Annotated in this window: 20 protein-coding genes; all 20 read left to right on the forward strand. The window is 65.2% G+C overall.

The genetic code is table 11. The annotated features are described in order from the left end of the window. Window positions 1-152: 152 nt before the first annotated feature. On the forward strand, window positions 153-1,829 hold the full coding sequence (locus CJ010_RS06300) for a long-chain-fatty-acid--CoA ligase (RefSeq protein WP_141017241.1): 1,677 nt from the start codon (window positions 153-155) through the stop codon (window positions 1,827-1,829). Window positions 1,830-2,106: 277 nt separating this feature from the next. Continuing rightward, window positions 2,107-3,774 (forward strand): acetolactate synthase large subunit, encoded by a 1,668-nt coding sequence (ilvB, locus tag CJ010_RS06305; protein WP_141017242.1) that lies wholly within the window; start codon window positions 2,107-2,109, stop codon window positions 3,772-3,774. Then, window positions 3,774-4,091, forward strand: a complete 318-nt coding sequence (gene ilvN, locus CJ010_RS06310; protein ID WP_141017244.1) for an acetolactate synthase small subunit — start codon at window positions 3,774-3,776, stop codon at window positions 4,089-4,091. Before ilvB ends, ilvN begins: the two co-directional genes overlap by 1 nt. A gap of 132 nt (window positions 4,092-4,223) precedes the next feature. Beyond that, window positions 4,224-5,360: a chorismate synthase gene (gene aroC, locus CJ010_RS06315; protein ID WP_141017245.1), complete on the forward strand. Its 1,137-nt coding sequence runs from the start codon at window positions 4,224-4,226 to the stop codon at window positions 5,358-5,360. Beyond that, the gene (locus CJ010_RS06320) at window positions 5,361-6,575 is read left to right on the forward strand and encodes an MFS transporter (RefSeq protein WP_240794516.1); all 1,215 of its coding nucleotides are present in this window, start codon (window positions 5,361-5,363) and stop codon (window positions 6,573-6,575) included. Continuing rightward, window positions 6,572-7,393 carry a M48 family metallopeptidase gene (locus CJ010_RS06325; protein WP_141017247.1) on the forward strand — a complete coding sequence of 274 codons (822 nt, stop codon included), beginning with the start codon at window positions 6,572-6,574 and terminating at the stop codon, window positions 7,391-7,393. Before CJ010_RS06320 ends, CJ010_RS06325 begins: the two co-directional genes overlap by 4 nt. 84 nt (window positions 7,394-7,477) lie before the next feature. Further along, window positions 7,478-8,887, forward strand: coding sequence for a 3-isopropylmalate dehydratase large subunit (gene leuC / locus CJ010_RS06330; protein WP_141017248.1), 1,410 nt, complete (start codon window positions 7,478-7,480; stop codon window positions 8,885-8,887). Window positions 8,888-8,903: 16 nt separating this feature from the next. Then, window positions 8,904-9,542, forward strand: coding sequence for a 3-isopropylmalate dehydratase small subunit (leuD, locus tag CJ010_RS06335; RefSeq protein ID WP_141017249.1), 639 nt, complete (start codon window positions 8,904-8,906; stop codon window positions 9,540-9,542). A gap of 36 nt (window positions 9,543-9,578) precedes the next feature. Beyond that, on the forward strand, window positions 9,579-10,643 hold the full coding sequence (gene leuB, locus CJ010_RS06340) for a 3-isopropylmalate dehydrogenase (protein WP_141017250.1): 1,065 nt from the start codon (window positions 9,579-9,581) through the stop codon (window positions 10,641-10,643). Between the two features lie 35 nt (window positions 10,644-10,678). Next, entirely contained in the window at window positions 10,679-11,812 is a 1,134-nt protein-coding gene (gene asd / locus CJ010_RS06345) for an aspartate-semialdehyde dehydrogenase (protein WP_141017251.1), read from the forward strand. A 215-nt stretch (window positions 11,813-12,027) separates the two neighbouring features. Then, window positions 12,028-14,919, forward strand: coding sequence for a FimV/HubP family polar landmark protein (locus tag CJ010_RS06350; protein ID WP_141017252.1), 2,892 nt, complete (start codon window positions 12,028-12,030; stop codon window positions 14,917-14,919). A gap of 61 nt (window positions 14,920-14,980) precedes the next feature. Continuing rightward, window positions 14,981-15,595, forward strand: coding sequence for an energy-coupling factor transporter transmembrane component T (locus CJ010_RS06355; protein ID WP_141017253.1), 615 nt, complete (start codon window positions 14,981-14,983; stop codon window positions 15,593-15,595). Further along, window positions 15,592-16,386 (forward strand): tRNA pseudouridine(38-40) synthase TruA, encoded by a 795-nt coding sequence (gene truA / locus CJ010_RS06360; protein WP_141017254.1) that lies wholly within the window; start codon window positions 15,592-15,594, stop codon window positions 16,384-16,386. Before CJ010_RS06355 ends, truA begins: the two co-directional genes overlap by 4 nt. Beyond that, complete coding sequence (locus tag CJ010_RS06365) at window positions 16,387-17,010, forward strand: phosphoribosylanthranilate isomerase (RefSeq protein WP_141017255.1); 624 nt, start codon at window positions 16,387-16,389, stop codon at window positions 17,008-17,010. It abuts the gene before it with no gap. After that, on the forward strand, window positions 16,997-18,211 hold the full coding sequence (gene trpB, locus CJ010_RS06370; RefSeq protein ID WP_141017256.1) for a tryptophan synthase subunit beta: 1,215 nt from the start codon (window positions 16,997-16,999) through the stop codon (window positions 18,209-18,211). The genes CJ010_RS06365 and trpB overlap by 14 nt, the downstream gene beginning before the upstream one ends. 43 nt (window positions 18,212-18,254) lie before the next feature. Further along, complete coding sequence (trpA, locus tag CJ010_RS06375) at window positions 18,255-19,070, forward strand: tryptophan synthase subunit alpha (RefSeq protein WP_141017257.1); 816 nt, start codon at window positions 18,255-18,257, stop codon at window positions 19,068-19,070. Next, window positions 19,067-19,939 (forward strand): acetyl-CoA carboxylase, carboxyltransferase subunit beta, encoded by an 873-nt coding sequence (gene accD, locus CJ010_RS06380; RefSeq protein WP_141017258.1) that lies wholly within the window; start codon window positions 19,067-19,069, stop codon window positions 19,937-19,939. Before trpA ends, accD begins: the two co-directional genes overlap by 4 nt. A 16-nt stretch (window positions 19,940-19,955) precedes the next feature. Further along, window positions 19,956-21,254 (forward strand): bifunctional tetrahydrofolate synthase/dihydrofolate synthase, encoded by a 1,299-nt coding sequence (gene folC, locus CJ010_RS06385; protein ID WP_141017259.1) that lies wholly within the window; start codon window positions 19,956-19,958, stop codon window positions 21,252-21,254. A gap of 13 nt (window positions 21,255-21,267) precedes the next feature. Then, window positions 21,268-21,930 (forward strand): SPOR domain-containing protein, encoded by a 663-nt coding sequence (locus tag CJ010_RS06390; protein WP_141017260.1) that lies wholly within the window; start codon window positions 21,268-21,270, stop codon window positions 21,928-21,930. A 9-nt stretch (window positions 21,931-21,939) separates the two neighbouring features. Beyond that, a complete protein-coding gene (locus CJ010_RS06395; RefSeq protein ID WP_141017261.1) occupies window positions 21,940-22,431 on the forward strand; it encodes a CvpA family protein in 492 nt (163 codons plus the stop codon). Window positions 22,432-22,442 lie beyond the last annotated feature (11 nt).

The raw sequence follows: 22,442 nt of genomic DNA on the forward strand, positions 1-22,442 counted from the left end.
TCGGCGGAATCGACGCCTGCGTCAGACGGGCGAGATTCGGGTTGGAATCCGGCGGCGCTCCGGCAGGAGCCCGCCGCAACGCCTCGGGAGGGCGGAGCCGGACGCGCTTGCAGTCCGTCCGGCGAGTTTTCCAACACACGGAGGAGACTAGCGTGGAAAAAATCTGGCTGAAAAGCTACCCGCCCGGCATTCCTGCAGAAATCGACATCAACGAATTCCGCTCGATCGGCGATCTGTTCGAGCAGGGCGTGCGCAAGTTCGGCGAGCGGACCGCCTACATCTGCATGGGCAAGGCCCTGACGTATGCGGAGCTCGACACCTTGTCGGCGCGCTTTGCGGCCTATCTGCAGGGCGAACTGAAGTTGGCGCCCGGTGCGCGCGTTGCCTTGATGATGCCGAACGTGCTGCAGTACCCGGTGGCGATGTTCGGCGTGCTGCGAGCGGGCTACACCGTCGTCAACGTCAATCCGCTCTATACCGCGCGCGAACTCGAGCATCAGTTGCGCGATGCCGGTGCGGATGTGGTCGTGATCCTGGAGAACTTCGCCCACACGCTGGAGATGGTCGTGCAGCATCTGCCGGTCCGGCATGTGGTGGTGACCAGTCTCGGCGAAATGCTGGGTTTCCCGAAAGGCGCGCTGGTCAACTTCGTTGTCCGGAGGGTGAAGAAAATGGTGCCGCCGTGGCGTTTGCCGGGGGCGGTTCGATTTTCGGACGCGATTGCAGCGGGCGCACGCCAAACATTGGCGCCGGTCGACATCGGCCGCGACGACATCGCCTACCTGCAATACACCGGCGGGACGACTGGGGTGGCGAAGGGGGCGATCCTCACTCACGGCAACATCATCGCCAATCTGCAGCAGGCGCATGCGTGGATCAAACCCCATCTGCGCGAGCGCGACGAAGTCATCATCACAGCGCTGCCCCTGTATCACATCTTCTCGCTGACGGCGAATTGCCTGACTTTTTTCAAGGTCGGCGCGACCAACGTGCTGATCACCAATCCGCGCGATATTCCCGGCTTCGTCAAGGAGTTGGGCAAGTACCGTTTCACCGCCATCACGGGCGTCAATACCCTGTTCAATGCGCTGCTGAACAATCCTGAGTTCGCAAAACTCGATTTTTCGGCGTTGCACATCACGCTCGGCGGCGGCATGGCAGTACAGCAGGTCGTCGCCGAGCGGTGGAAGAAGGTGACCGGTGTGCCCCTGATCGAGGCCTACGGCCTGACCGAGACCTCGCCGGCAGTGGCGATCAATCCGCTCGACCTGGCGGAATTCAATCATTCGATCGGTCTGCCTGTTTCCTCTACCGAAATCAGCATTCGCGACGATGATGGCGTCGAGCAGCCAGTCGGGCAGCGTGGTGAATTGTGCGTGCGTGGGCCGCAGGTGACGCGGGGCTACTGGAACCGCCCGGAGGACACCGCCCGTGCCTTCACCCATGACGGCTTCCTGCGCACGGGTGACATCGCGGTCATCGACGCGACGGGCTATATCCGCATCGTTGACCGCAAGAAGGACATGATCCTGGTGTCGGGCTTCAACGTGTATCCGAACGAGGTCGAGGATGTCGTCGCCAGCCATCCCGGGGTGCTCGAGGTGGCGGCAGTCGGGGTCCCCGACGAGCGGAGCGGCGAAGCGGTCAAGGTCTTTGTCGTCAGGAAGGATCCGGGGCTGACGGAGCCCGATCTGATCGCCTATTGCCGAGAGAACCTCACTCCCTACAAGGTGCCGCACCGCGTCGAGTTCCGTGAGTCGCTGCCCAAGACCAATGTCGGCAAGATTCTGCGCCGTGCCTTGCGCGACGGCGACGGGGCGACGGGGTGAAGCGCGCATGAAAAGCGCTTGTTTTTCCGTTGCGGCTGTGATTAGATCGGCGCCCTGAACTGCTTGGTCTTGCAATGTCCCGTTTCGCATTCGCTTCCTTCGTAGCCCTGTCCGTACGCGTAGTAGTAGGCGTAGGCAGTCGCGCGTCGTAGCGGATAAGGGTACAAGCAGCTTAAACAGAATCCCGAAACCCCCGCCGGCGCGAAATGCCGGCGGGGGTTTTGTTTTTTGCGCCGCCGGAAAGCCAGCTCCGGACCTGATCCGAGGAGAGAAAACGATGAAGCAGATGACTGGCGCAGACCTGATCGTGCGCCTGCTGGAACGACAGGGCGTGCGTACCATCGCCGGCATTCCCGGCGGCGCCATCCTGCCGCTTTACGATGCGCTGTCCCGCAGCGAGAAGATCGAACACGTGCTGGCGCGCCACGAGCAGGGGGCGGGTTTCATGGCGCAGGGCATGGCGCGGGTGTCGGGGCGGCCCGAGGTGTGCTTCGCATCGAGTGGTCCGGGCGCGACCAACCTGGTCACCGCCATTGCCGACGCCCAGCTGGATTCGATCCCGCTGGTGGCGATCACCGGCCAGGTGCCGCTGTCCATGATCGGCACCGACGCCTTCCAGGAAGTCGACATCTACGGCATGACCGTGCCGATCACCAAGCACAACTTCCTCGTCCGCTCGGCGGCCGAGCTGCTTAAGGTGATTCCCGACGCCTTCCGCATCGCCATGTCCGGCCGACCCGGTCCGGTGCTGGTCGATGTGCCCAAGGATGTGCAGAATCAGCTGGTCGAATTCGAGGACTTTCCGGCCCCGGCCGAGACCGATGCGGTGCCGCTACTGGACTTGGCGGCAATCGAGCAGGCCGCGACGATGATCAATGAAGCCAGCCAGCCGGTGCTCTATCTCGGCGGCGGTGTCATCCATTCCGGTGCCGCGGCCCAGGCTGTGACGCTGGCCGAGCAGGCTGGCCTGCCGACCACGATGACGCTGATGGCGCTGGGGGCGATGCCGATCGATCATCCGCTGTCCATCGGCATGCTGGGCATGCACGGCGCGCGCTACACCAACTTCGTGCTGGAGGAATCCGACCTGCTGATCTGCGTCGGCGCCCGCTTCGACGACCGCGCCATCGGACGCGCCGCGCAGTTCTGTCCGAACGCGAAGATCATCCACATCGACGTCGACCCGTCGGAGCTGCACAAGATCAAGACCGCCCATGTGGCGATCAACGGCGACGTTGGCGCGGTGCTCGATGCGCTGCTGCCACGGGTGAAGGTGCAGTTGCGCAAGCGTTGGCTGTCGCACGTGGAGAGCCTGAAGAGCCGTTTCCCGATGCAGATGCCGGATCTCGACGATGCACGCAGCCACTACGGCCTGATCCACGCGGTCGCTGCCGCGCTCGACGACGAGGCAGTCATCACCACCGACGTTGGCCAGCACCAGATGTGGGTGGCGCAGGCCTATCCCTTCCGCCGGCCGCGCCAGTGGCTCACGTCCGGTGGCTTGGGCACCATGGGCTTCGGTATGCCGGTGGCGATCGGCGCGGCCCTGGCGGCGCCCGAGCGCACCGTGGTGTGTTTCTCGGGGGATGGCAGCCTGCAGATGAACATCCAGGAGTTCGCCACGCTGGCCGAGCTCGGTCTCAACGTCAAGGTCGTGCTGATGAACAACAACTCGCTCGGCCTGGTGTACCAGCAGCAGAACCTGTTCTACGGCAAGCGGGTGTTCGCCTCCAAGTATCGCGGCGGTCCGGACTTCTGCCGCATCGCGGAAGGCTTCGGCATCGCAGCGGTGGATCTCGATGCCGCGGAGAGTCCGCGCGCGGCGCTCACCCAGGCGCTGCAGGCGCCCGGTCCTTGCCTGATCCACGTGTCGATCGACCGTGAGCAGTTCGTGTATCCCATGGTGCCGCCGGGTGCGGCCAACACCGAGATGATCGGAGGCTGATGATGATCGAACAGGTTGCCGACCCGCTGCCGCAGGCGGGCTTCGCCAAAGTGATCCTGGAGCTGGACGTGCGCAATCACCCCGGGGTGATGAGCCACATCTGCAATCTCTTTGCGCGCCGTGCGTTCAACATGGAGGGCATCCTCTGCATGCCGGTGTCCGACGGCAAGAAGAGCCGCATCTGGCTGCTGGTGTTCGAGGACCAGCGGCTGGAGCAGATGTTGCGCCAACTGGAAAAGCTGGAGGACGTACTGGCGGTGCGTCGTCACGGTGCCGAGCACGAGGTGTTCGAACGCCTGGAAGACTTCTTCCACTAAGGCGCTGCGACCGCTGCCGTGCTTCCCCCTTGGGGAGGCGCGGCGGGCGGCTGTGCTAAACTCCGCCGCCTGTCCCGGGCCGCTCGCGGCCCCAATCCGGGCCGAAACGGCCTGTATCTCGACGAGCTTCCCATGTCCGGCAACACGATAGGCACGCTGTTCTGCGTCACTTCCTTCGGTGAATCCCATGGCCCTGCGATCGGCTGCGTGGTCGATGGTTGCCCGCCGGGGCTGATGCTGACCGCTGCCGACATCCAGGCCGAGCTCGATCGCCGCAAGCCCGGGACTTCGCGTCACGTGACGCAGCGTCGCGAGCCGGACGAGGTCGAGATCCTGTCCGGCGTGTTCGAGGGCGTCACCACCGGTACGCCGATCGCGCTGCTGATTCGCAACCAGGATCAGCGCTCGAAGGACTACGGCAACATCGCCGACAGTTTCCGTCCCGGCCACGCCGACTACCCCTACTGGCAGAAGTACGGTATCCGCGACTACCGTGGTGGCGGCCGTTCGTCGGCGCGCGAAACCGCGGTGCGGGTGGCCGCGGGTGCCATCGCCAAGAAGTGGCTGGCCGAGAAGTTCGGCATCGTCATCCGCGGCTACATGGCCCAGCTCGGGCCGATCTCGGTCCCTTTCGCATCCTGGGAGGAGGTCGACGGCAATCCCTTCTTCGTGCCGAACGCCGGAATTGTGCCGCAGCTCGAAGCCTACATGGACGAGCTGCGCAAGTCGGGCGATTCGGTCGGTGCGCGCATCAACGTGGTGGCGAGCGGCGTGCCGGTCGGGTGGGGCGAGCCGGTATATGACCGGCTGGATGCCGACATTGCTTACGCGATGATGAGCATCAATGCGGTCAAGGGCGTGGAGATCGGCGCCGGCTTCGATTCGATCGCGCAGCTCGGTACCGAGCACGGCGACGAGTTGACGCCTGAGGGTTTCCTGTCCAATAACGCTGGCGGCGTGCTGGGCGGGATTTCTTCCGGTCAGGACATCCTGGTGAGCATGGCGATCAAGCCGACTTCCAGCATCCGGCTGGACAAGCGGTCGATCGACCGCGCCGGCAGCCCGACCATCGTCAATACGCACGGTCGCCATGACCCTTGTGTCGGCATTCGCGCCACGCCGATCGCCGAAGCCATGCTGGCGCTGGTGCTGATCGATCACGCACTGCGTCACCGCGCCCAGTGCGGCGATGTCGTGACTGCGACGCCGCGCATCGCGGGGCTGGCGCCGGACGGAGTGCAGGCGGTGCCGTCGCCGCGCAGCCGCTGAGTGTCCGCTGGCGCAGTCGCGTCCGCCGCCGTGTCGGGAGCCTTGCCCTACTGGCGGCTGTCGGCCTACTACTTCTGCTACTTCGCCTTCGTCGGCGCCTTTTCGCCGTATTTCACGCTTTACCTGAAGGCGCTGAGTTTCTCGGCGACCGACATCGCGGTGCTGATGTCCCTGATGCAGGTGATGCGGGTGCTGGCGCCCAACCTGTGGGGCTGGCTGGCCGAGCACCTCGGCGTGCGCTTGCCCATCGTGCGGCTGTCGGCGCTGATGAGCCTCGCCGGCTTTTCCGTGTTCTTCTTCACCGACAGCTTTGCCGGCATCTTTCTCGGCATGGCGCTGATGTCCTTCTTCTGGAGCGCCTCGCTGCCGTTGATCGAGAGCGTCACCTTTGCCCATCTCGGTACGCAGGGGCATCGCTACGGCAGCGTCCGGGCATGGGGCTCGGTCGGCTTCATCGTGGCGGTGATCGGGCTGGGCGTGGTACTCGACTGGCTACCCATCATGGCGGTGCTGTGGGGGACAGCTTCGGTGTTGGCAAGTATCTTCCTCTGTTCGCTGGCCGTACCGGAGGCTGTGCGACCGCTGGCGCATTCGGCGAGCGCCAGCCTCGGGGATACCCTGCGCCGACCGGAGGTCAAGGCACTGCTCGGTGCATGCTTCCTGATGTCCGCCGCGCATGGTGCGTTCTACGTGTTCTTTTCCATCCTGCTGGTCGATCACGGTTACGGCAAGGCCATGGTCGGAGGCCTGTGGGCACTTGGGGTGGTATCCGAGATACTGGTCTTCATGTTCATGCCCCGTCTGATGCGGCACTACTCGCTGCGGGCCATCCTGCTGTTCGCCTTTTCCTGCGCGGTGTTGCGTTTCGCGCTGACGGGATGGGGGGTAGCAAGTGCCGCGCTGGTCGCGTTCGCGCAGGTACTGCATGGCGCGACCTTCGGTGCCTACCACGCAGCAGCGATTGCAGCAGTGAACCGATGGTTCGCCGGTAGGCTCCAAGCGAGGGGGCAGGCGCTCTACGGCAGTCTGTCCTTCGGTGCAGGTGGAATGCTGGGTGGGCTCGTCAGCGGGCTGGGTTGGGAGACGATAGGGCCGGCGTGGACCTTCACGCTCGGTTCCGGCTTTGCACTGGCCGGTTTGCTGTGGCTGGTGTGGGGTTGGCAGCCCGGGCTGGGTGAAGACGGGACGGATCGACCGGATGGAGGAGGAAGATGATGGCTTGGAGCAGGGTTGTGTTGCCAGGCGTACTGGCGCTGACGATGGCGGTTGCTTGCCAGAGCGTGCAGACCACCGGCGGCGGGGCGGTCGGCGTAGACCGCAGTCAGGCCATGCTGGTGTCGGCCCAGGAAGTCGAGCAGGCGTCGAGCCAGCAATACCAGGAGGTACTGGCAGACGCTCGGCGCAAGAACGCGCTCAACCGAAACGCGGAGCAGGTACAACGGGTGCGTCGCATCGCCGCCCGGCTGACGCCGGCGACAGGCGTGTTTCGCAGCGATGCGCCGGCTTGGCGCTGGGAGGTCAACGTGCTGAGTTCGGACGAGCTCAACGCCTGGTGCATGGCAGGGGGCAAGATCGCGGTCTATTCCGGTCTCATCGAGCGCCTCGGTCTGTCGGACGACGAGATCGCCGCGGTGATGGGGCATGAGATCGCCCATGCCCTGCGGGAGCACGCACGCGAACGGGTCTCCAAGGCGATGGCAACCGGCCTCGGCATTTCCGTCGCAGGCGCCTTGCTCGGGGTAGGGCAGGCCGGCCAGGACCTGATGGGCACGGTGGCCAAGGTGACCTTCGAACTGCCGAATTCGCGTCTGCACGAAACCGAGGCCGATCGTATCGGCGTCGAACTGGCGGCGCGTGCCGGCTACGATCCGAGGGCTGCGGTCAGCCTGTGGAACAAGATGGCCGCACAGTCGAACGGGGCGCCGCCGCAGTGGCTGTCGACCCACCCGTCGCACGACAGCCGGCAGCAGGATCTTGCCGACTACGCCCGGCGTGTGTTGCCGCTCTACGAGCGGACGCGCGGCGGACGTTGAGTGGCCGTCGGCCGGGCAGTGCTGTTCAGTGGCGCGGCCTTTGTGAAATAATCGAAACCTTTTCTTTCCCCGGAAGTGCACTGGATGGAAGCCCAAACGCTGTACGAAAAGCTCTGGTCGAGTCACGTCGTTCACCAGGAGGCCGACGGCACGGCGCTGATCTACATCGATCGCCACCTCGTCCACGAAGTCACCAGTCCGCAGGCCTTCGAAGGGCTGAAACTAGCCGGTCGCAAGCCGTGGCGCATCTCGTCCATCGTCGCCACCGCCGACCACAACACGCCGACCGACCACTGGGAACTGGGCATCCAGGATCCGGTGTCGCGCCAGCAGGTCGAGACGCTCGATGCCAACATCCGTGAGGTCGGTTCGCTCGCCTACTTCCCGTTCAAGGATCTGCGCCAGGGCATCATCCACGTGATCGGGCCGGAGAACGGCACGACGCTGCCGGGCATGACCGTGGTCTGCGGCGACTCGCACACCTCCACCCATGGCGCCTTCGCCTGTCTGGCGCACGGCATCGGCACCTCCGAGGTCGAGCACGTGATGGCGACCCAGTGCCTGCTGCAGAAGAAGTCGAAGACCATGCTGATCAAGGTCGAAGGCACGCTCGGCCGTGGCGTCACCGCCAAGGACGTGGTGCTCGCCATCATCGGCAAGATCGGCACCGCCGGCGGTACCGGCTATGCGATCGAGTTCGGCGGCAGCGCGATCCGCTCGCTGTCGATGGAAGGGCGCATGACGGTCTGCAACATGGCAATCGAGGCGGGTGCGCGCGCTGGCCTGGTTGCAGTGGACCAGACCACCATCGACTACCTCGCCGACAAGCCCTTCGCGCCGAAGGGCGCGCAATGGGATGCCGCGGTGGCCTACTGGCGCACGCTGACCTCCGACGAGGGCGCGCGCTTCGACAAGGTGGTCGAGCTCGACGCCTCCGAAATCCTGCCGCAGGTCACCTGGGGCACATCGCCCGAGATGGTCACCACGGTCGATGGCCGCGTGCCCGATCCGGCCGCGATCGCCGATCCGGTCCGGCGCGAGGGTGTGGAGCGCGCGCTCAAGTACATGGGCCTCGCGCCCAATACCCCGATCAACGAGATCCCGGTCGATCAGGTCTTCATCGGCTCGTGCACCAATTCGCGCATCGAGGATCTGCGCGAGGCGGCGGCGGTCGCAAAAGGCCGTAGCAAGGCGGCCAATGTGCGTCGCGTGCTGGTGGTGCCGGGCTCCGGCCTGGTCAAGCAGCAGGCCGAGGCCGAAGGGCTGGACAAGGTCTTCGTCGCCGCCGGCTTCGAATGGCGCGAGCCGGGCTGTTCGATGTGCCTGGCGATGAACGCCGACCGCCTCGAGCCGGGCGAGCGTTGCGCCTCGACCTCCAACCGCAATTTCGAAGGCCGCCAGGGCGCCGGCGGGCGCACCCATCTGGTGAGCCCGGCGATGGCTGCGGCTGCGGCCGTGACCGGCCACTTCACCGACGTGCGCACCCTGAACTGACAGCACAGGCAGAACCATGAAACCGTTTACCGTTCTCGATGCCATCGTCGCGCCGCTCGACCGCGCCAACGTCGATACCGATGCGATCATCCCCAAGCAGTTCCTGAAGTCGATCAAGCGCAGCGGCTTCGGCCCCAACCTGTTCGACGAATGGCGCTACCTCGACGTCGGCCAGCCCGGCCAGGACTGCAGCAACCGGCCGAAGAACCCCGACTTCGTGCTCAACCAGGCGCGCTACCAGGGCGCGCAGGTGCTGCTCGCGCGCGACAACTTCGGCTGCGGCAGCTCGCGCGAACACGCGCCGTGGGCGCTGGAAGACTACGGCTTCCGCGTCATCATCGCGCCGAGCTTCGCCGACATCTTCTTCAATAACAGCTTCAAGAACGGCCTGCTGCCGATCAAGCTGGATGCGGCCGAGCTCGACGTGCTGTTCCAGCAGTGCGAGGCCACCGAAGGCTATCGCCTGAAGGTTGATCTCGCGGCGCAGACCATCACCCGCCCGGACGGCAAGGCGATCGCCTTCGACGTCGATCCCTTCCGCAAGGAATGCCTGTTGAACGGCTGGGACGACATCGGCCTCACCCTGCGCCATGCCGACAAGATCCGCGCCTTCGAAGAGAAGCGTCGCGCCGAGCACCCCTATTACTTCGCCTGAGCCGACGCGGCCCGGGTTTGCGTGGAGACACACTGGATGAAGATTTGCGTGTTGCCGGGTGACGGCATCGGTCCCGAAATCACGGCGCAAGCCGTGCGCGTGCTGGGTGCGCTCGACCTCAAGATCGAACTGGAAGAAGCCCTGCTCGGCGGCAGTGCGGTGGACGCCGCCGGTACGCCGTACCCGGAAGCCACCCAGAAGCTCGCGCGCGCGGCGGACGCCGTGCTGCTCGGCGCGGTCGGTGGTCCGAAGTGGGACACCCTGCCGCGCGAGCAGCGTCCGGAGCGCGGTCTGCTCGGCATCCGCAAGGATCTCGGCCTCTTCGCCAACTTGCGCCCGGCCATCCTGTATCCGGAACTCGCCAACGCCTCCACGCTGAAGCCGGAAGTAGTATCGGGGCTCGACATCCTGATCGTGCGCGAACTCACCGGCGACATCTATTTCGGTCAGCCACGCGGCATCGAGACCCGCGAAGTCAATGGCAGTCAGCAGCGCGTGGGCTGGAACACCATGATCTACGCCGAATACGAAATCCGCCGCATCCTCAAGGTGGCTTTCGAGGCGGCGCAGAAGCGCGGCAAGAAGCTGTGCTCGGTCGACAAGATGAACGTGCTCGAAACCACCCAGCTGTGGCGCGACATCGCCGACGAGATGGCAAGGGACTACCCGGACGTCGAACTGTCGCACATGCTGGTCGATAACGCTGCGATGCAGCTGGTGCGCAATCCCAAGCAGTTCGACGTGATGGTCACCGGCAACATGTTCGGCGACATCCTGTCGGACGAGGCCTCCATGCTTACCGGCTCGATCGGCATGCTGCCGTCGGCATCGCTGGACGCCAACAACAAGGGCCTGTACGAGCCCTCGCACGGTTCGGCGCCGGACATCGCCGGCAAGGGCGTGGCCAACCCGCTGGCCACCATCCTGTCGGCAGCGATGATGCTGCGCTACACCTTCAATCAAGAAGAGGCGGCGCTGCGGATCGAAGGCGCGGTCAAGAAGGTGCTTGCGCAGGGCTTCCGGACCGGCGACATTTACGAGCCGGGTACGACGAAGGTCGGTACGAAGGAAATGGGCGACGCGGTGCTGGCTGCACTCTGAGGACGCTCCGAGGTTTTTCGATTCGAGGTGATGTGATGAAGCGAGTAGGTCTGGTTGGCTGGCGTGGCATGGTTGGCTCGGTGCTGATGCAGCGCATGGTGGAAGAGGGCGACTTCGCCCATATCGAGCCGGTGTATTTCTCCACGTCCGCCGCTGGCGGCAAGGCGCCGGTGTTCGGCGGCAAGGAAGCAGCGCTGCCGCTGCAGGATGCGACCAGCATCGACGCGCTCAAGGCCTGCGACATCATCATCACCTGTCAGGGCGGCGACTACACCAAGGAAGTCTTCCCGAAGCTGCGCGCTGCCGGCTGGAACGGTCACTGGATCGATGCCGCTTCCGCGCTGCGCATGGCCGACGACGCGGTCATCATCCTCGATCCGGTCAATATGCACGTGATCAAGGATGCGCTTGCCAAGGGCGGCAAGAACTGGATCGGCGGCAACTGTACCGTGTCGCTGATGCTGATGGGCCTGGGCGGTCTGTTCAAGCACGACCTGGTCGAGTGGGTGTCGGCGATGACCTATCAGGCTGCTTCCGGCGCCGGTGCGCAGAACATGCGCGAGCTGATCGCGCAGATGGGCGCCATTCACGCGTCGGTCGCGGACCTGCTGGCCGATCCGGCGTCCGCCATCCTCGACATCGACCGCAAGGTCGCCGAGACCATCCGCTCCGATGGGTTCCCGAAGAAGAACTTCCGCAACACCCCGCTCGCCGGCAGCCTGATCCCGTGGATCGACGTGCCCGTCGACGGCGGCCAGTCCAAGGAAGAGTGGAAGGGCGGCGCCGAGTGCAACAAGATCCTCGGCAAGCCGGCCTTCCGCAGCCAGGGCAGCATTCCGATCGACGGCCTGTGCGTGCGCATCGGCGCGATGCGCTGCCACTCGCAGGGCCTGACCATCAAGCTGAAGAAGGATGTTCCGCTCGACGAGGTCAGCGAGATCATCGCGACGGCCAACGACTGGGTGAAGGTTGTGCCCAACGAGCGTGAGATCTCCGAGCGTGATCTCACGCCGGCCGCAGTGACCGGCACCCTGACGGTACCCGTCGGCCGTTTGCACAAGCTGGCGATGGGGCCCGACTATCTCGGCGCCTTCACGGTCGGCGACCAGTTGCTGTGGGGGGCCGCGGAGCCGCTGCGCCGCATGCTGCGCATTCTGCTCGACGCTTGATTCACTGGATGGGATGTATTCGGGGGCTGGACAGCGAGGGCTGTCCGGCCCCTTTTTCCGAGCACGGCGGCCTTGGCGACCCCTTGAGGGGAAAATCCTTTGCCGAAGAAACAATTGCTGCATGAACTTAAAGATAATGCTAGATTGCTAATCCAAGTTCATGATGCTATGTCCCTTGCCGTCCGGCAGTGGGAGAACGCGGTTCGAAGACACCTATGAAAAAGTCGCTCAAGGCATCCCTGATCGCGGTCGCGATCGCCTCGTTCCCGTTTGGCAGCCAGGCTGCCGGACTTGGCCAGATCAGTGTGTTGAGCGGGCTTGGGCAGCCGCTGCGGGCCGAGATCCAGATCAACGCGACGCCTCAGGAGTTGCAGTCCCTGAGAGCCCGACTTGCTTCGCCCGATGCGTTCCGGCAAGCGAACATTCCTTACTCCCCGGTCATCCAGACCCTGCGTGCAGCACTTGAAAATCGCGGTCAGCGTGCAATCGTCAAACTGAGCAGCGACCGCCCGATCAACGACCCCTTCGTCGATCTCCTCATCGAGCTGGATTGGAATGGTGGTCGCCTATCGCGGGAATACACTTTCCTGCTTGATCCTGTCGATCTGGTTGCACCGAAGCCGCTTGCGGCGCGAGTAGATACGCCGGCGGCAGCGCCTGCCCCGCGCGCGGCGCGTCCGCAGGTCCCGGCGCCAGCGGCGACGGCAAGTCAGGCTGGCGACGGCGGCAGCTACCGTGTGCAGCGCGGCGACACCTTGCGTCGCATCGCGGAAAGCAATCGTCCTGCGGATGCCACGCTCGATCAGATGTTGGTGGCGCTGTTTCGAAGCAATCCCGCCGCCTTCGATGGCAGCAACATCAATCGCCTGAAGACCGGTGCGATCCTGTCGATGCCTGCGCCGAGCGAGGTGCAGGCCGTGGATCGGCAGGAAGCTCGCCGCGAAATTGTGGCGCAGGCGGCAGACTTCGATGCCTATCGCCGCAAGCTGGCCTCATCGGTTGTCGAGCGTCCGGCCGAGGCGCCCACGGCGCAGTCGGGCGCCGGTCTCATCGTTCCGCGGGTCGAGGCGCCGGCAACGGCGCCATCTGGCGACAAGGTGCAGGTCTCGCGCACCCAGCCGGGTGAGCAGGGCAGCACGGAAGCAGCCCATCGCCTGCAGGCGCTCGAAGAGGAACTGGTTTCGCGTGAAAAAGCGCTGGACGAAGCGAATGCGCGTCTCGCCCAGCTCGAACAGAATATTCGCGAGATGCAGAAGCTGCTGCAGTTGAAGAGCGATGCGATGGCGCAGCAGCAGGCCAATGCCGGCGGTGCTCCGGCAGCCACGGCGTCTGCGCCAGCCCCTGGGACTGAGGCCGCGGCACAGGCGGCTGCGCCGGCTGCCGCGGACGCGCAGCCACCCAAGGCGGCCGAGCCGCCGCCGCGACCCAAGCCCAGGGCCGTGGCGCCTCCGCCGCCCGAACCGGAACCCGATCTTCTGCAGTCGCTGACGCAGGATCCGACGATGCTGGCGGCTGGTGGCGGCATCGTTGTCTTGCTGCTCGCCTACGCAGGCTTGCGCATGCGCAAGGGGCGCAAACCAAGTGGCGCAGGCGAGACGTCGGCGCTGATGAGCGAGTTTCCGCCCGAGAGCAGTGCGGTGTTCGGCGGCACGGGTGGCCAGAGCGTCGATACCAGCAATAGCAGCTTGATCCATACCGACTTCAGCCAGTCCGGTCTTTCTTCGATCGATGCGGATGAAGGCGTCGATCCGGTTGCCGAGGCTGACGTTTACATGGCCTACGGTCGTGACGCGCAGGCCGAGGAGATCCTGCTCGACGCGCTGAAGACCGATCCGGAGCGTTTGGCAATTCCGCTCAAGCTGCTCGAGATCTATTCCAAGCGCAAAAATGCAAAGCAGTTCGAAACCATTGCGTCCGAGTTGTACGCGCGAACGGGCGGCAAGGGCCTCGATTGGGAAAAGACCGCGTTGATGGGGCGCAAGCTCGATCCCGAGAATCCGCTGTATAGCAGCAAGACCATCGAGCCTGAGCGCACCGAGGCACCGTCGACGGAAATGCCGGCTGCTGTCGGAGCTGCGGCACTGGGTGCTGCGGCGCTAGCCGCGTCCGCGCAGGCTGCCGCTACCGAGGAGTCCGCCGCTCTCGAACTGTCCAATCTCGACTTCACCATCTCGACGCCGGGCAATGTCGATGCCGCAACCCAGGAGATGACCGCCACCTGGACCTCACCGGGGGCACTGGATCAGTTTTCGGAGGCGGCTGGCGGTGACGAGCCTCCGGTCGAGCAGCTTGCGGCCGGTGGAGCCGCCGCCGAAGAGATCACCAGTTTCGACGTCAGCCTGGATTCGCTCGATTTCGATCTCGATCTGGACAAGGGCGAGGACGAAGGCAAGGCGAACGACGCTCCAGCCGTGGTCGACAGCGAGGTCGCGGGCGCTTCCGATCTGATGCTCAACCTTGATATCGGTGGCGAGGAACCGCCTGTTGCACGTGGTAGCGGCGAGGAAGTCGACTCGTCCGCGGGGGGGGGCAACGCCGATTTCGGCACCGTAACGGTGATCGGCAAGGATCTCGACTTCTCGGCGACAGACACTAACGGACTCGCCTTCGATCTGCCCGAGGTCGACGCCGTGCAGGCTGAAACCCCGGATCGTTTCGATCTGAACGCCACGGTCGTTCAGGCGGATGGCCTCGATGCTGAGGGTGCCGTGGATGCGGCCATGACCGATCTGGAGAACACCGGTTTCGACAGCAATCTGCTCGATTTCGATTTCGATCTGGATGCCTCGACCAAGCCGGCGCCGGCCGAGCCTGCCGGATTGGACCTGACCAGCATCGATCTCAATCTCGAGCCGTCCGCCGACGGCGACCTTCATCTCGATACGGCGCCGGCGATGACAGATGCCCTTCCTGCGCTGGATGGCCTGGTGGCCGGCGGGGGAGACGGCGAGATCGACCACGAGGTCGAAACCAAGCTCGAACTGGCTCGCGCCTATGAGGAGATGGGTGACAAGGAGGGCGCGCGCGAGCTTCTGGACGAAGTGCTGCGTGAAGGGTCGGCCGGCCAGCAGGCTACCGCTCGCGAGTTGATCGCCAAGCTGGGTTGATCGTGTCCGGTTCAAACCGCCGCCGCGCCTTCGTGCGGCGGCGTTTCCATTTCTGGCGCGCATGCATCCCGTCGTAGTCCTGACTCTCTGGCTGTTGGGCGTATCGCTGATCCAGCTGCTGTCGGCGGCCTGGCTGGGCGGGGCGGTAGCGGCCTGCCTGCTGGCGGGCCTCGTGTTTGCACCGCAACGGGTGAAACGCCTGATCCGCCGGGTGCGCGTCCTGCTGCTGGCGATCTTCGTCTTGTTCGCATGGTTCACCCCGGGCGCAGCAGTTGTCGTCGATTGGCCGCTATTGAGTCCAACTCGCGAAGGGGTGTCGCTTGCCCTGGAGCATGGCGGCCGCCTCGTTGCGGTAGTGTGCTGTGTTGCGTTGTTGCTCGAAGCATTGCCACCGGTCCGTCTGGTCGGCGGGCTGCACGTCGCCTGCCGGCCATTGGCCCTGATCGGCATCTCGCCCGAACGACTGGCCCTGCGTCTGTTGCTGGTGCTGCATTACGTCGAGACGGCGGGCGGCAGCGACGCGCACGATTGGCGAACCTGGCTCGTCGATGACGACACCGGAGCCGCGACGCCCATGGTTTTGCATCGTGAATCCTATGGTCCGGCCGATGTGGCCGTGATCGCGCTGCTCGTCGTCGGCACGCTGCTCTGGTTCGCGCTGAGGGCCTGGCGATGAGGGTGGCGCTCGGTATCGAATATGCCGGTGATCGCTTCGAGGGCTGGCAGAGTCAGCGTCATGGTCGAACCGTGCAGGATGCGCTGGAGGCGGCCTTGGCCCGGATCGCCGGTGATCCGCTGCGGGTGCATTGTGCCGGACGTACCGATACCGGCGTCCACGCGACGGCCCAGGTCGTCCATTTCGATACCACGGCGGTGCGCGCGGCGTCGGCATGGGTGAGGGGTGTGAACACCTACCTCCCGGCAGGTGTGGCGGTGCGTTGGGCGGTCGAGGTGGACGACAGCTTTCACGCGCGCTTTCTCGCCTTTGAACGTCGTTACCGCTATCTGCTGTTCAACTCGCCGACGCGTCCCGCTCTGCTTGCCGGCCGCGTCGGCTGGTTTCACATGCCGCTCGACGAGGTGAAGATGGCCGAGGCGGCGGCTTGCCTGCTCGGCCAGCACGACTTCTCGGCCTTCCGGGCGGCCGAATGCCAGGCCAAGACGCCGATCCGGGACATGCGCGAGGTGGCCGTCACCCGCATGGGTTCCTATCTCGCCTTCGATTTCCGTGCGGACGGCTTCCTGCACCACATGATCCGCAACCTTGTCGGCGCGCTGGTCTATGTCGGCAAGGGGCGCTATCCACCCGGCTGGTTGGCGGAAGTGCTGGCGGGCTGCGACCGCAGCCGTGCGGCGCCCACCTTCGCGCCGGATGGGCTTTATCTGTGCGGCGTGAGCTATCCGCCGCACTGGCCGCTGCCGGACGATGGGCGTATCATCGCGCTGCCCCAGCTCCCGCTCGCCTGAATGTCCCGAACCCGTATCAAGATTTGTGGCCTCACGCGGCCGGATGACGTGCGCGCGGCGGTCGATGCCGGAGCGGACGCGATCGGTTTCGTGTTCTACCCGCCCAGCCCACGCAATCTCTCGTTCTCCCGAGCGGCTGAGCTTGCCGCGTTGTTGCCGCCCTTCGTTACGGCTGTCGGTCTGTTCGTGAATCCCGATGCGCAGTTCGTTGCCCAGGCGAGGGCGGAAGTGCCGCTGCAATTGCTGCAGTTTCACGGGGACGAGAGCGATGCCGAGTGCGCACACCATGGTCTGCCCTGGATCAAGGCGGCGAGGATGCGTCCCGGGGTCGATCTGGTAGAATTCTGCGCTTCCCATCCGGGCGCCCGTGGCATCCTGCTCGATGCGTTTGTCGACGGCTATGGCGGGGGTGGGAAGACTTTCGATTGGTCTCTGATTCCTCCCGAACCGGGGCGTCCCCTCATCCTGTCCGGTGGTCTCGACCCCGCGAACGTGGAAGAAGCGGTACGCCGCGTCCGCCCGTGGGCGGTCGATGTTTCCAGTGGCGTCGAGGTGGCCAAAGGGATCAAGGATGCGGCCAAGATCGCCGCATTCATAGCCGGAGTTCGACATGCAGATGGCTGACAAGCCTTATCCGTTTCCCGATGAACGTGGGCATTTCGGCCCGTACGGGGGTATTTTCGTCGCTGAAACGCTGATGCCCGCGCTGGAAGAATTGCGCGAGGCCTACGCCCGTTACAGCCGGGATCCGGCCTTCATCGCCGAGTTCGAGTACGAGCTCAAGCATTTCGTCGGTCGCCCGAGTCCGATCTACCATGCCAAGCGCTGGTCGGACCTCCTCGGCGGCGCGCAGATCTACTTGAAGCGTGAAGATCTCAATCACACCGGCGCACACAAGGTGAACAACTGCATCGGCCAGGCGCTGCTCGCCCGCCGTATGGGCAAGCCGCGTGTGATCGCCGAAACCGGCGCCGGCCAGCATGGCGTCGCAACGGCCACCGTTGCGGCCCGCTACGGCATGGAATGCGTCGTCTACATGGGCTCGGAAGACATCAAGCGCCAGGCGGCCAACGTCTATCGGATGAAGCTGCTCGGCGCTACGGTGGTGCCGGTGGAGTCGGGCTCCAAGACGCTCAAGGATGCGCTCAACGAGGCCATGCGCGACTGGGTGACCAATGTCGCCAACACCTTCTACATCATCGGTACGGTGGCGGGGCCGCACCCGTACCCGATGATGGTGCGTGACTTCCAGGCGGTGATCGGCGAGGAGTGCCTGGTACAGATGCCGGAACTCATCGGCCGCCAGCCCGATTACGTGATCGCCTGCGTCGGTGGTGGCTCAAACGCCATGGGCATTTTCTATCCTTACCTCGACGTGCCGGATGTCAAGCTCATCGGGGTCGAGGCCGCAGGCGACGGGCTGGATACCGGCCGCCACGCCGCGCCGCTCACCGCCAACGCCAAGGCCGGTGTGCTGCACGGCAACCGGACCTATCTGATGCAGGACGAGGACGGCCAGATCGTCGAAACCCACTCGATATCGGCGGGTCTCGACTATCCGGGCGTGGGGCCGGAGCACGCGTGGTTGAAAGACACGTCACGGGCGCAGTACGTCGCGGTGACCGATACCGAGGCGCTGCAGGCCTTTCACGACCTGTGCCGCTTCGAGGGCATCATTCCGGCGCTCGAATCGTCGCATGCGCTGGCCTATGCGGCCAAGATCGCGCCGACGCTGCCGAAGGACCAGGTACTGCTGGTCAATCTCTCCGGCCGTGGCGACAAGGATATGCACACCGTCGCCGAGCGTTCCGGCATCCAGTTCTGAACCCAGTGCGGGTCGTTCGTGACCCGCCGTGCCTGAATCCGACATGTCGAAAATCCAGACCACATTCCAGCGCCTGCAGGCCGACGGCCGCAAGGCGCTGATTCCTTTCATCACCGCGGGGGATCCCGATCCCGCGCTGACCTTGCCCTTGATGCATGCGCTCGTGGCCGGCGGCGCCGATGTCATCGAGCTGGGCGTGCCGTTCTCCGACCCGATGGCCGACGGCCCGACCATCCAGCGTGCGTCCGAACGTGCCCTGGCCCAGGGCATGAGCATGCGCAAGGTACTGCAGCTCGTTCGTGATTTCCGCGCGACCGATGCGACGACGCCGGTGGTGCTGATGGGCTACGCCAATCCGATCGAGGCGATGGGGCAGGCAGCCTTCGTCGCTGCTGCGCGCGATGCCGGCGTCGACGGCGTACTGGTGGTCGATTACCCGCCCGAGGAATGTGTCGATTTTGCGGCGGCGGCAAAGGCTGTCGGGCTCGATCCCGTCTTCCTGTTGGCTCCGACCTCGTCCGAGCAACGCTTCGCCGACGTCGCGCGGGCGGGCAGCGGCTACATCTACTATGTCTCGCTCAAGGGTGTGACCGGCGCCGCCACGCTCGATCTTGACGACGTTGCTCGCCGCATTCCGCAGATCCGCGCAGCGGTCGGCATGCCGGTCGGCGTCGGCTTCGGCATCCGCGACGCCGAGAGCGCCAAGCGCGTGGCCGCGGTTGCCGACGCCGTCGTGATCGGCAGCCGCATCATCGAGGAAATCGAGCGTAGCCCGCGTGAGCAGGCCGTCGCCAATGTCACCGCCTTTCTCAAAGGCATACGCGAGGCGCTGGATACCTTGCCGGGAGTCAAGCAATGAGCTGGCTGCAGAAACTGCTTCCGCCCAAGATCAAGCGCAACGACGCGGCGGTGCGCAGCAAGTCCATCCCCGAAGGCCTCTGGAGCAAGTGCCCGGCGTGCGAGGCGGTGCTTTACCGCTCCGATCTGGAGAGCAACCAGAGCGTGTGTCCGAAGTGCGGCCATCACCAGCGCCTGCGCGCGCGCGCGCGTCTCGACCTGTTGCTGGACCCCGAAGGCCGCTTCGAGATCGGCGCCGAAGTGGTGCCGGTCGATCCGCTCAAGTTCAAGGATTCCCGCCGTTACCCCGAGCGCTTGTCGGCTGCGGTGGCCGATACCGGCGAGGCTGATGCCATGGTGGTGATGCAGGGCGCCATCCTGACTGTCCCGGTGGTCGTGGCCTGCTTCGAGTTCGAATTCCTCGGCGGCTCCATGGGGTCGGTGGTCGGTGAGCGCTTTGTGCGTGGCGCCCGCGCTGCGCTCGAACAGCGCCTGCCTTTCATCTGCATCACTGCCACTGGCGGCGCGCGCATGCAGGAAGGGCTCTTTTCGCTGATGCAGATGGCCAAGACCACCGCGGCCATCACCCAGCTGTCGCAACGCAAGCTGCCCTTCATCACGCTGCTGACCGACCCGACCATGGGTGGCGTGTCGGCGAGCTTCGCCTTCATGGGTGACGTGGTGATCGCCGAGCCGGGCGCGCTGATCGGCTTTGCCGGTCCGCGCGTGATCGAGCAGACCGTGCGCGAGAAGCTGCCGGAAGGTTTCCAGCGGTCGGAGTTCCTGCTGGAGAAAGGCGCCATCGACATGATCGTGGATCGTCGCCAGTTGCGCGAACGACTGGCCGATCTGCTCACGCTGCTGACGCGTCAACCGGCAGTCAATGACTGAACCTGGCGCTTTCACGATGTCGTTGCCGCAAACGCTGGACGGCTGGCTCGGACTGCTCGAGCAAAGGCATGGTCAGGCGATACGCCTCGGTCTCGACCGGGTGCAGACCGTGCGCGCAGCGCTCGGTGCCGATCCGGACGCAGTGCTCATCACCGTCGGCGGCACCAATGGCAAGGGTTCGACCTGTGCAATGCTGGAGGCCATCCTGCTTGCCGAGGGCTATCGCGTCGGCTGCTATACCTCGCCCCATCTGCTGCGCTACAACGAGCGGGTGCGGGTGAACGGCGTCGATGCGAGCGACGAACAGTTGATCGCCGGTTTCGCGGCGGTCGAGGCCGCGCGTGGCGATACCCCGCTCACCTATTTCGAGCACGGCACGCTGGCTGCGTGGGAAGTGTTCCGCATTGCCGCGCCCGACGTGATCATCCTCGAAGTGGGGCTGGGCGGGCGGCTGGATGCGGTCAATGTGTTCGACGCCGACTGCGCCATCGTGACCAGCGTTGCCATGGATCACATGGACTACCTCGGCGATACACGCGAGGCCATCGGTTTCGAGAAGGCCGGCATTTTCCGCGCCGGGCGTCCTGCCGTATGCGGCGACCCCCAGCCGCCGGCATCGCTGCGCGAGCATGCCGAGGCGATCGGTGCGATGCTGTGGATCAGCGGCCGGGATTTCGGTTTCGGGGGCGATCAGCAGCAATGGGGTTACTGGCGCTATCCGGCGCCAGGTGCGCGCGGCGCACTGACGAAGCGCGGCGGCTTGGCCTATCCGGCATTGCGCGGCGCCAATCAGTTGCTCAACGCGGCGGCGGTGTTTACCGCCCTTGATACCTTGCGCTCGCGCATCCCGGTGTCGATGCAGGCGATTCGGCAGGGTTTGATGCTGGTCGAGGTGCCGGGGCGCTTCCAGGTGCTGCCCGGCAAGCCTACCGTGGTGCTCGACGTCGCCCACAACCCGCAGGCCGCGGGCGTGCTGGCGGAGAACCTCGGCGGCATGGGTTTCTATCCCGAAACCTGGGCGGTGCTCGGCATGATGGCCGACAAGGATGTCGAAGGCGTCGCTGCGCTGATGCGGCATCGGGTCGATCATTGGCTGCTGGCAGACCTTCCCGGGCCCCGCGGGCTGGATGCCGAATCCCTGGCCGCGCGCCTGCATGCGGCGGAGGTCGGCGGCGACGTCCGCTGTTTTGCCAGCCCGGAGCAAGCCTTTGCCGCAGCGCGGAAAAGCGCGGCCGAGGGTGATAGAATCGTCGCCTTTGGTTCCTTCCTGACCGTGGCCGACGTGTTGGCGGCAATTCGGGCCGAGCGACATTGATTGAGGTTTCCGGGTGAGCGACGCAGACAACCTCGAGATCAAGAAACGCGCCCGCCGACGGCTTGTCGGCGCAGCAGCGCTGGCGCTGGCCGCCGCCATCATCCTGCCGATGATGATGGAACAGGAGCCTGCGCCCGGCAGCCCGGACATTCAAGTCACCATCCCCGATCGCGACGCACCTGCGGGCGCCGCGCGCGCTGCCGGGAACAGCGGGGCGCCGGCGGCCGATGCCGGTGTCGCCCCGGCGCCGGTCGAGGAGCCGCCCCAGCCGGCAACGACCGAAGCGGTGCGTCCGCAGATTGCGACACCGCCGGCGGTGGCCGCAGAGACGGCTCCGAAAGCCTCGGTCACGACGCCGGCTCCTGCCAAGCCGGCACAGTCCGAGGATGAAGCGGCACGCGTGCGGGCGCTGCTCGAAGGCAAGCCTGCCACCGGCAATCCGGCCGTTGCAGCGGGCAGGGAATCCTTTGTCATCCAGATAGGCGCCTTCGGCGACGCCGGCAAGGCCGCGGCTATCAGTTCCGAACTCAAGCAAGCCGGATTTTCTGCCTACACTGAGAAGGCGGGCACGGTGACCCGGGTACGCGTCGGTCCCTTTTCCAGTCGTGAAGACGCCGAGAAGGCCGCAGCGAAGCTCAAGGCACAAGGACGCAATGCGGTACTGACGCCGCGCTGAACGACCTGAATGACGGTTTTCGACTACGTTTTTCTGGGCATCCTTGTCCTTTCGGCGCTTGTCGGCATGTGGCGTGGTCTGGTCAGTGAAGTACTGGCGCTCGTGACCTGGGTGCTGGCCCTATTTGCAGCCTGGCACTATGCGGCTGACGCGGCGGAGTTGTTCCGCGGCCTGTTCGTCGAGATGGTGTGGCGCCAGCTGGCGGGCTTTCTTTTGATCTTCGTCGCGGTATTGCTGATCGCGGCGTTTTTGCGTTTCCTGTTGCGCGAGTTGTTGCGGGCAGCGGGTTTGCGGGCGACCGATCGCTTTTTCGGTGCCTTGTTCGGTCTGGCGCGGGGGCTGTTGATCGCGCTGGTCGTGGTGTTGCTGGGTGGTCTGGTCGGAATCGCGCGCGAGCCCTGGTGGGCGAACGCGATGTTTTCACCGCCGCTCGAAACGGCGGTCATCGCCGCCAAACCGTGGCTGCCGGATGCGGTGGCCACCCGGATTCGATTCAGATAGGCAGGGTTTCC

This window comes from Azoarcus sp. DD4 (genome assembly GCF_006496635.1).
GTDB lineage: Bacteria > Pseudomonadota > Gammaproteobacteria > Burkholderiales > Rhodocyclaceae > Azoarcus.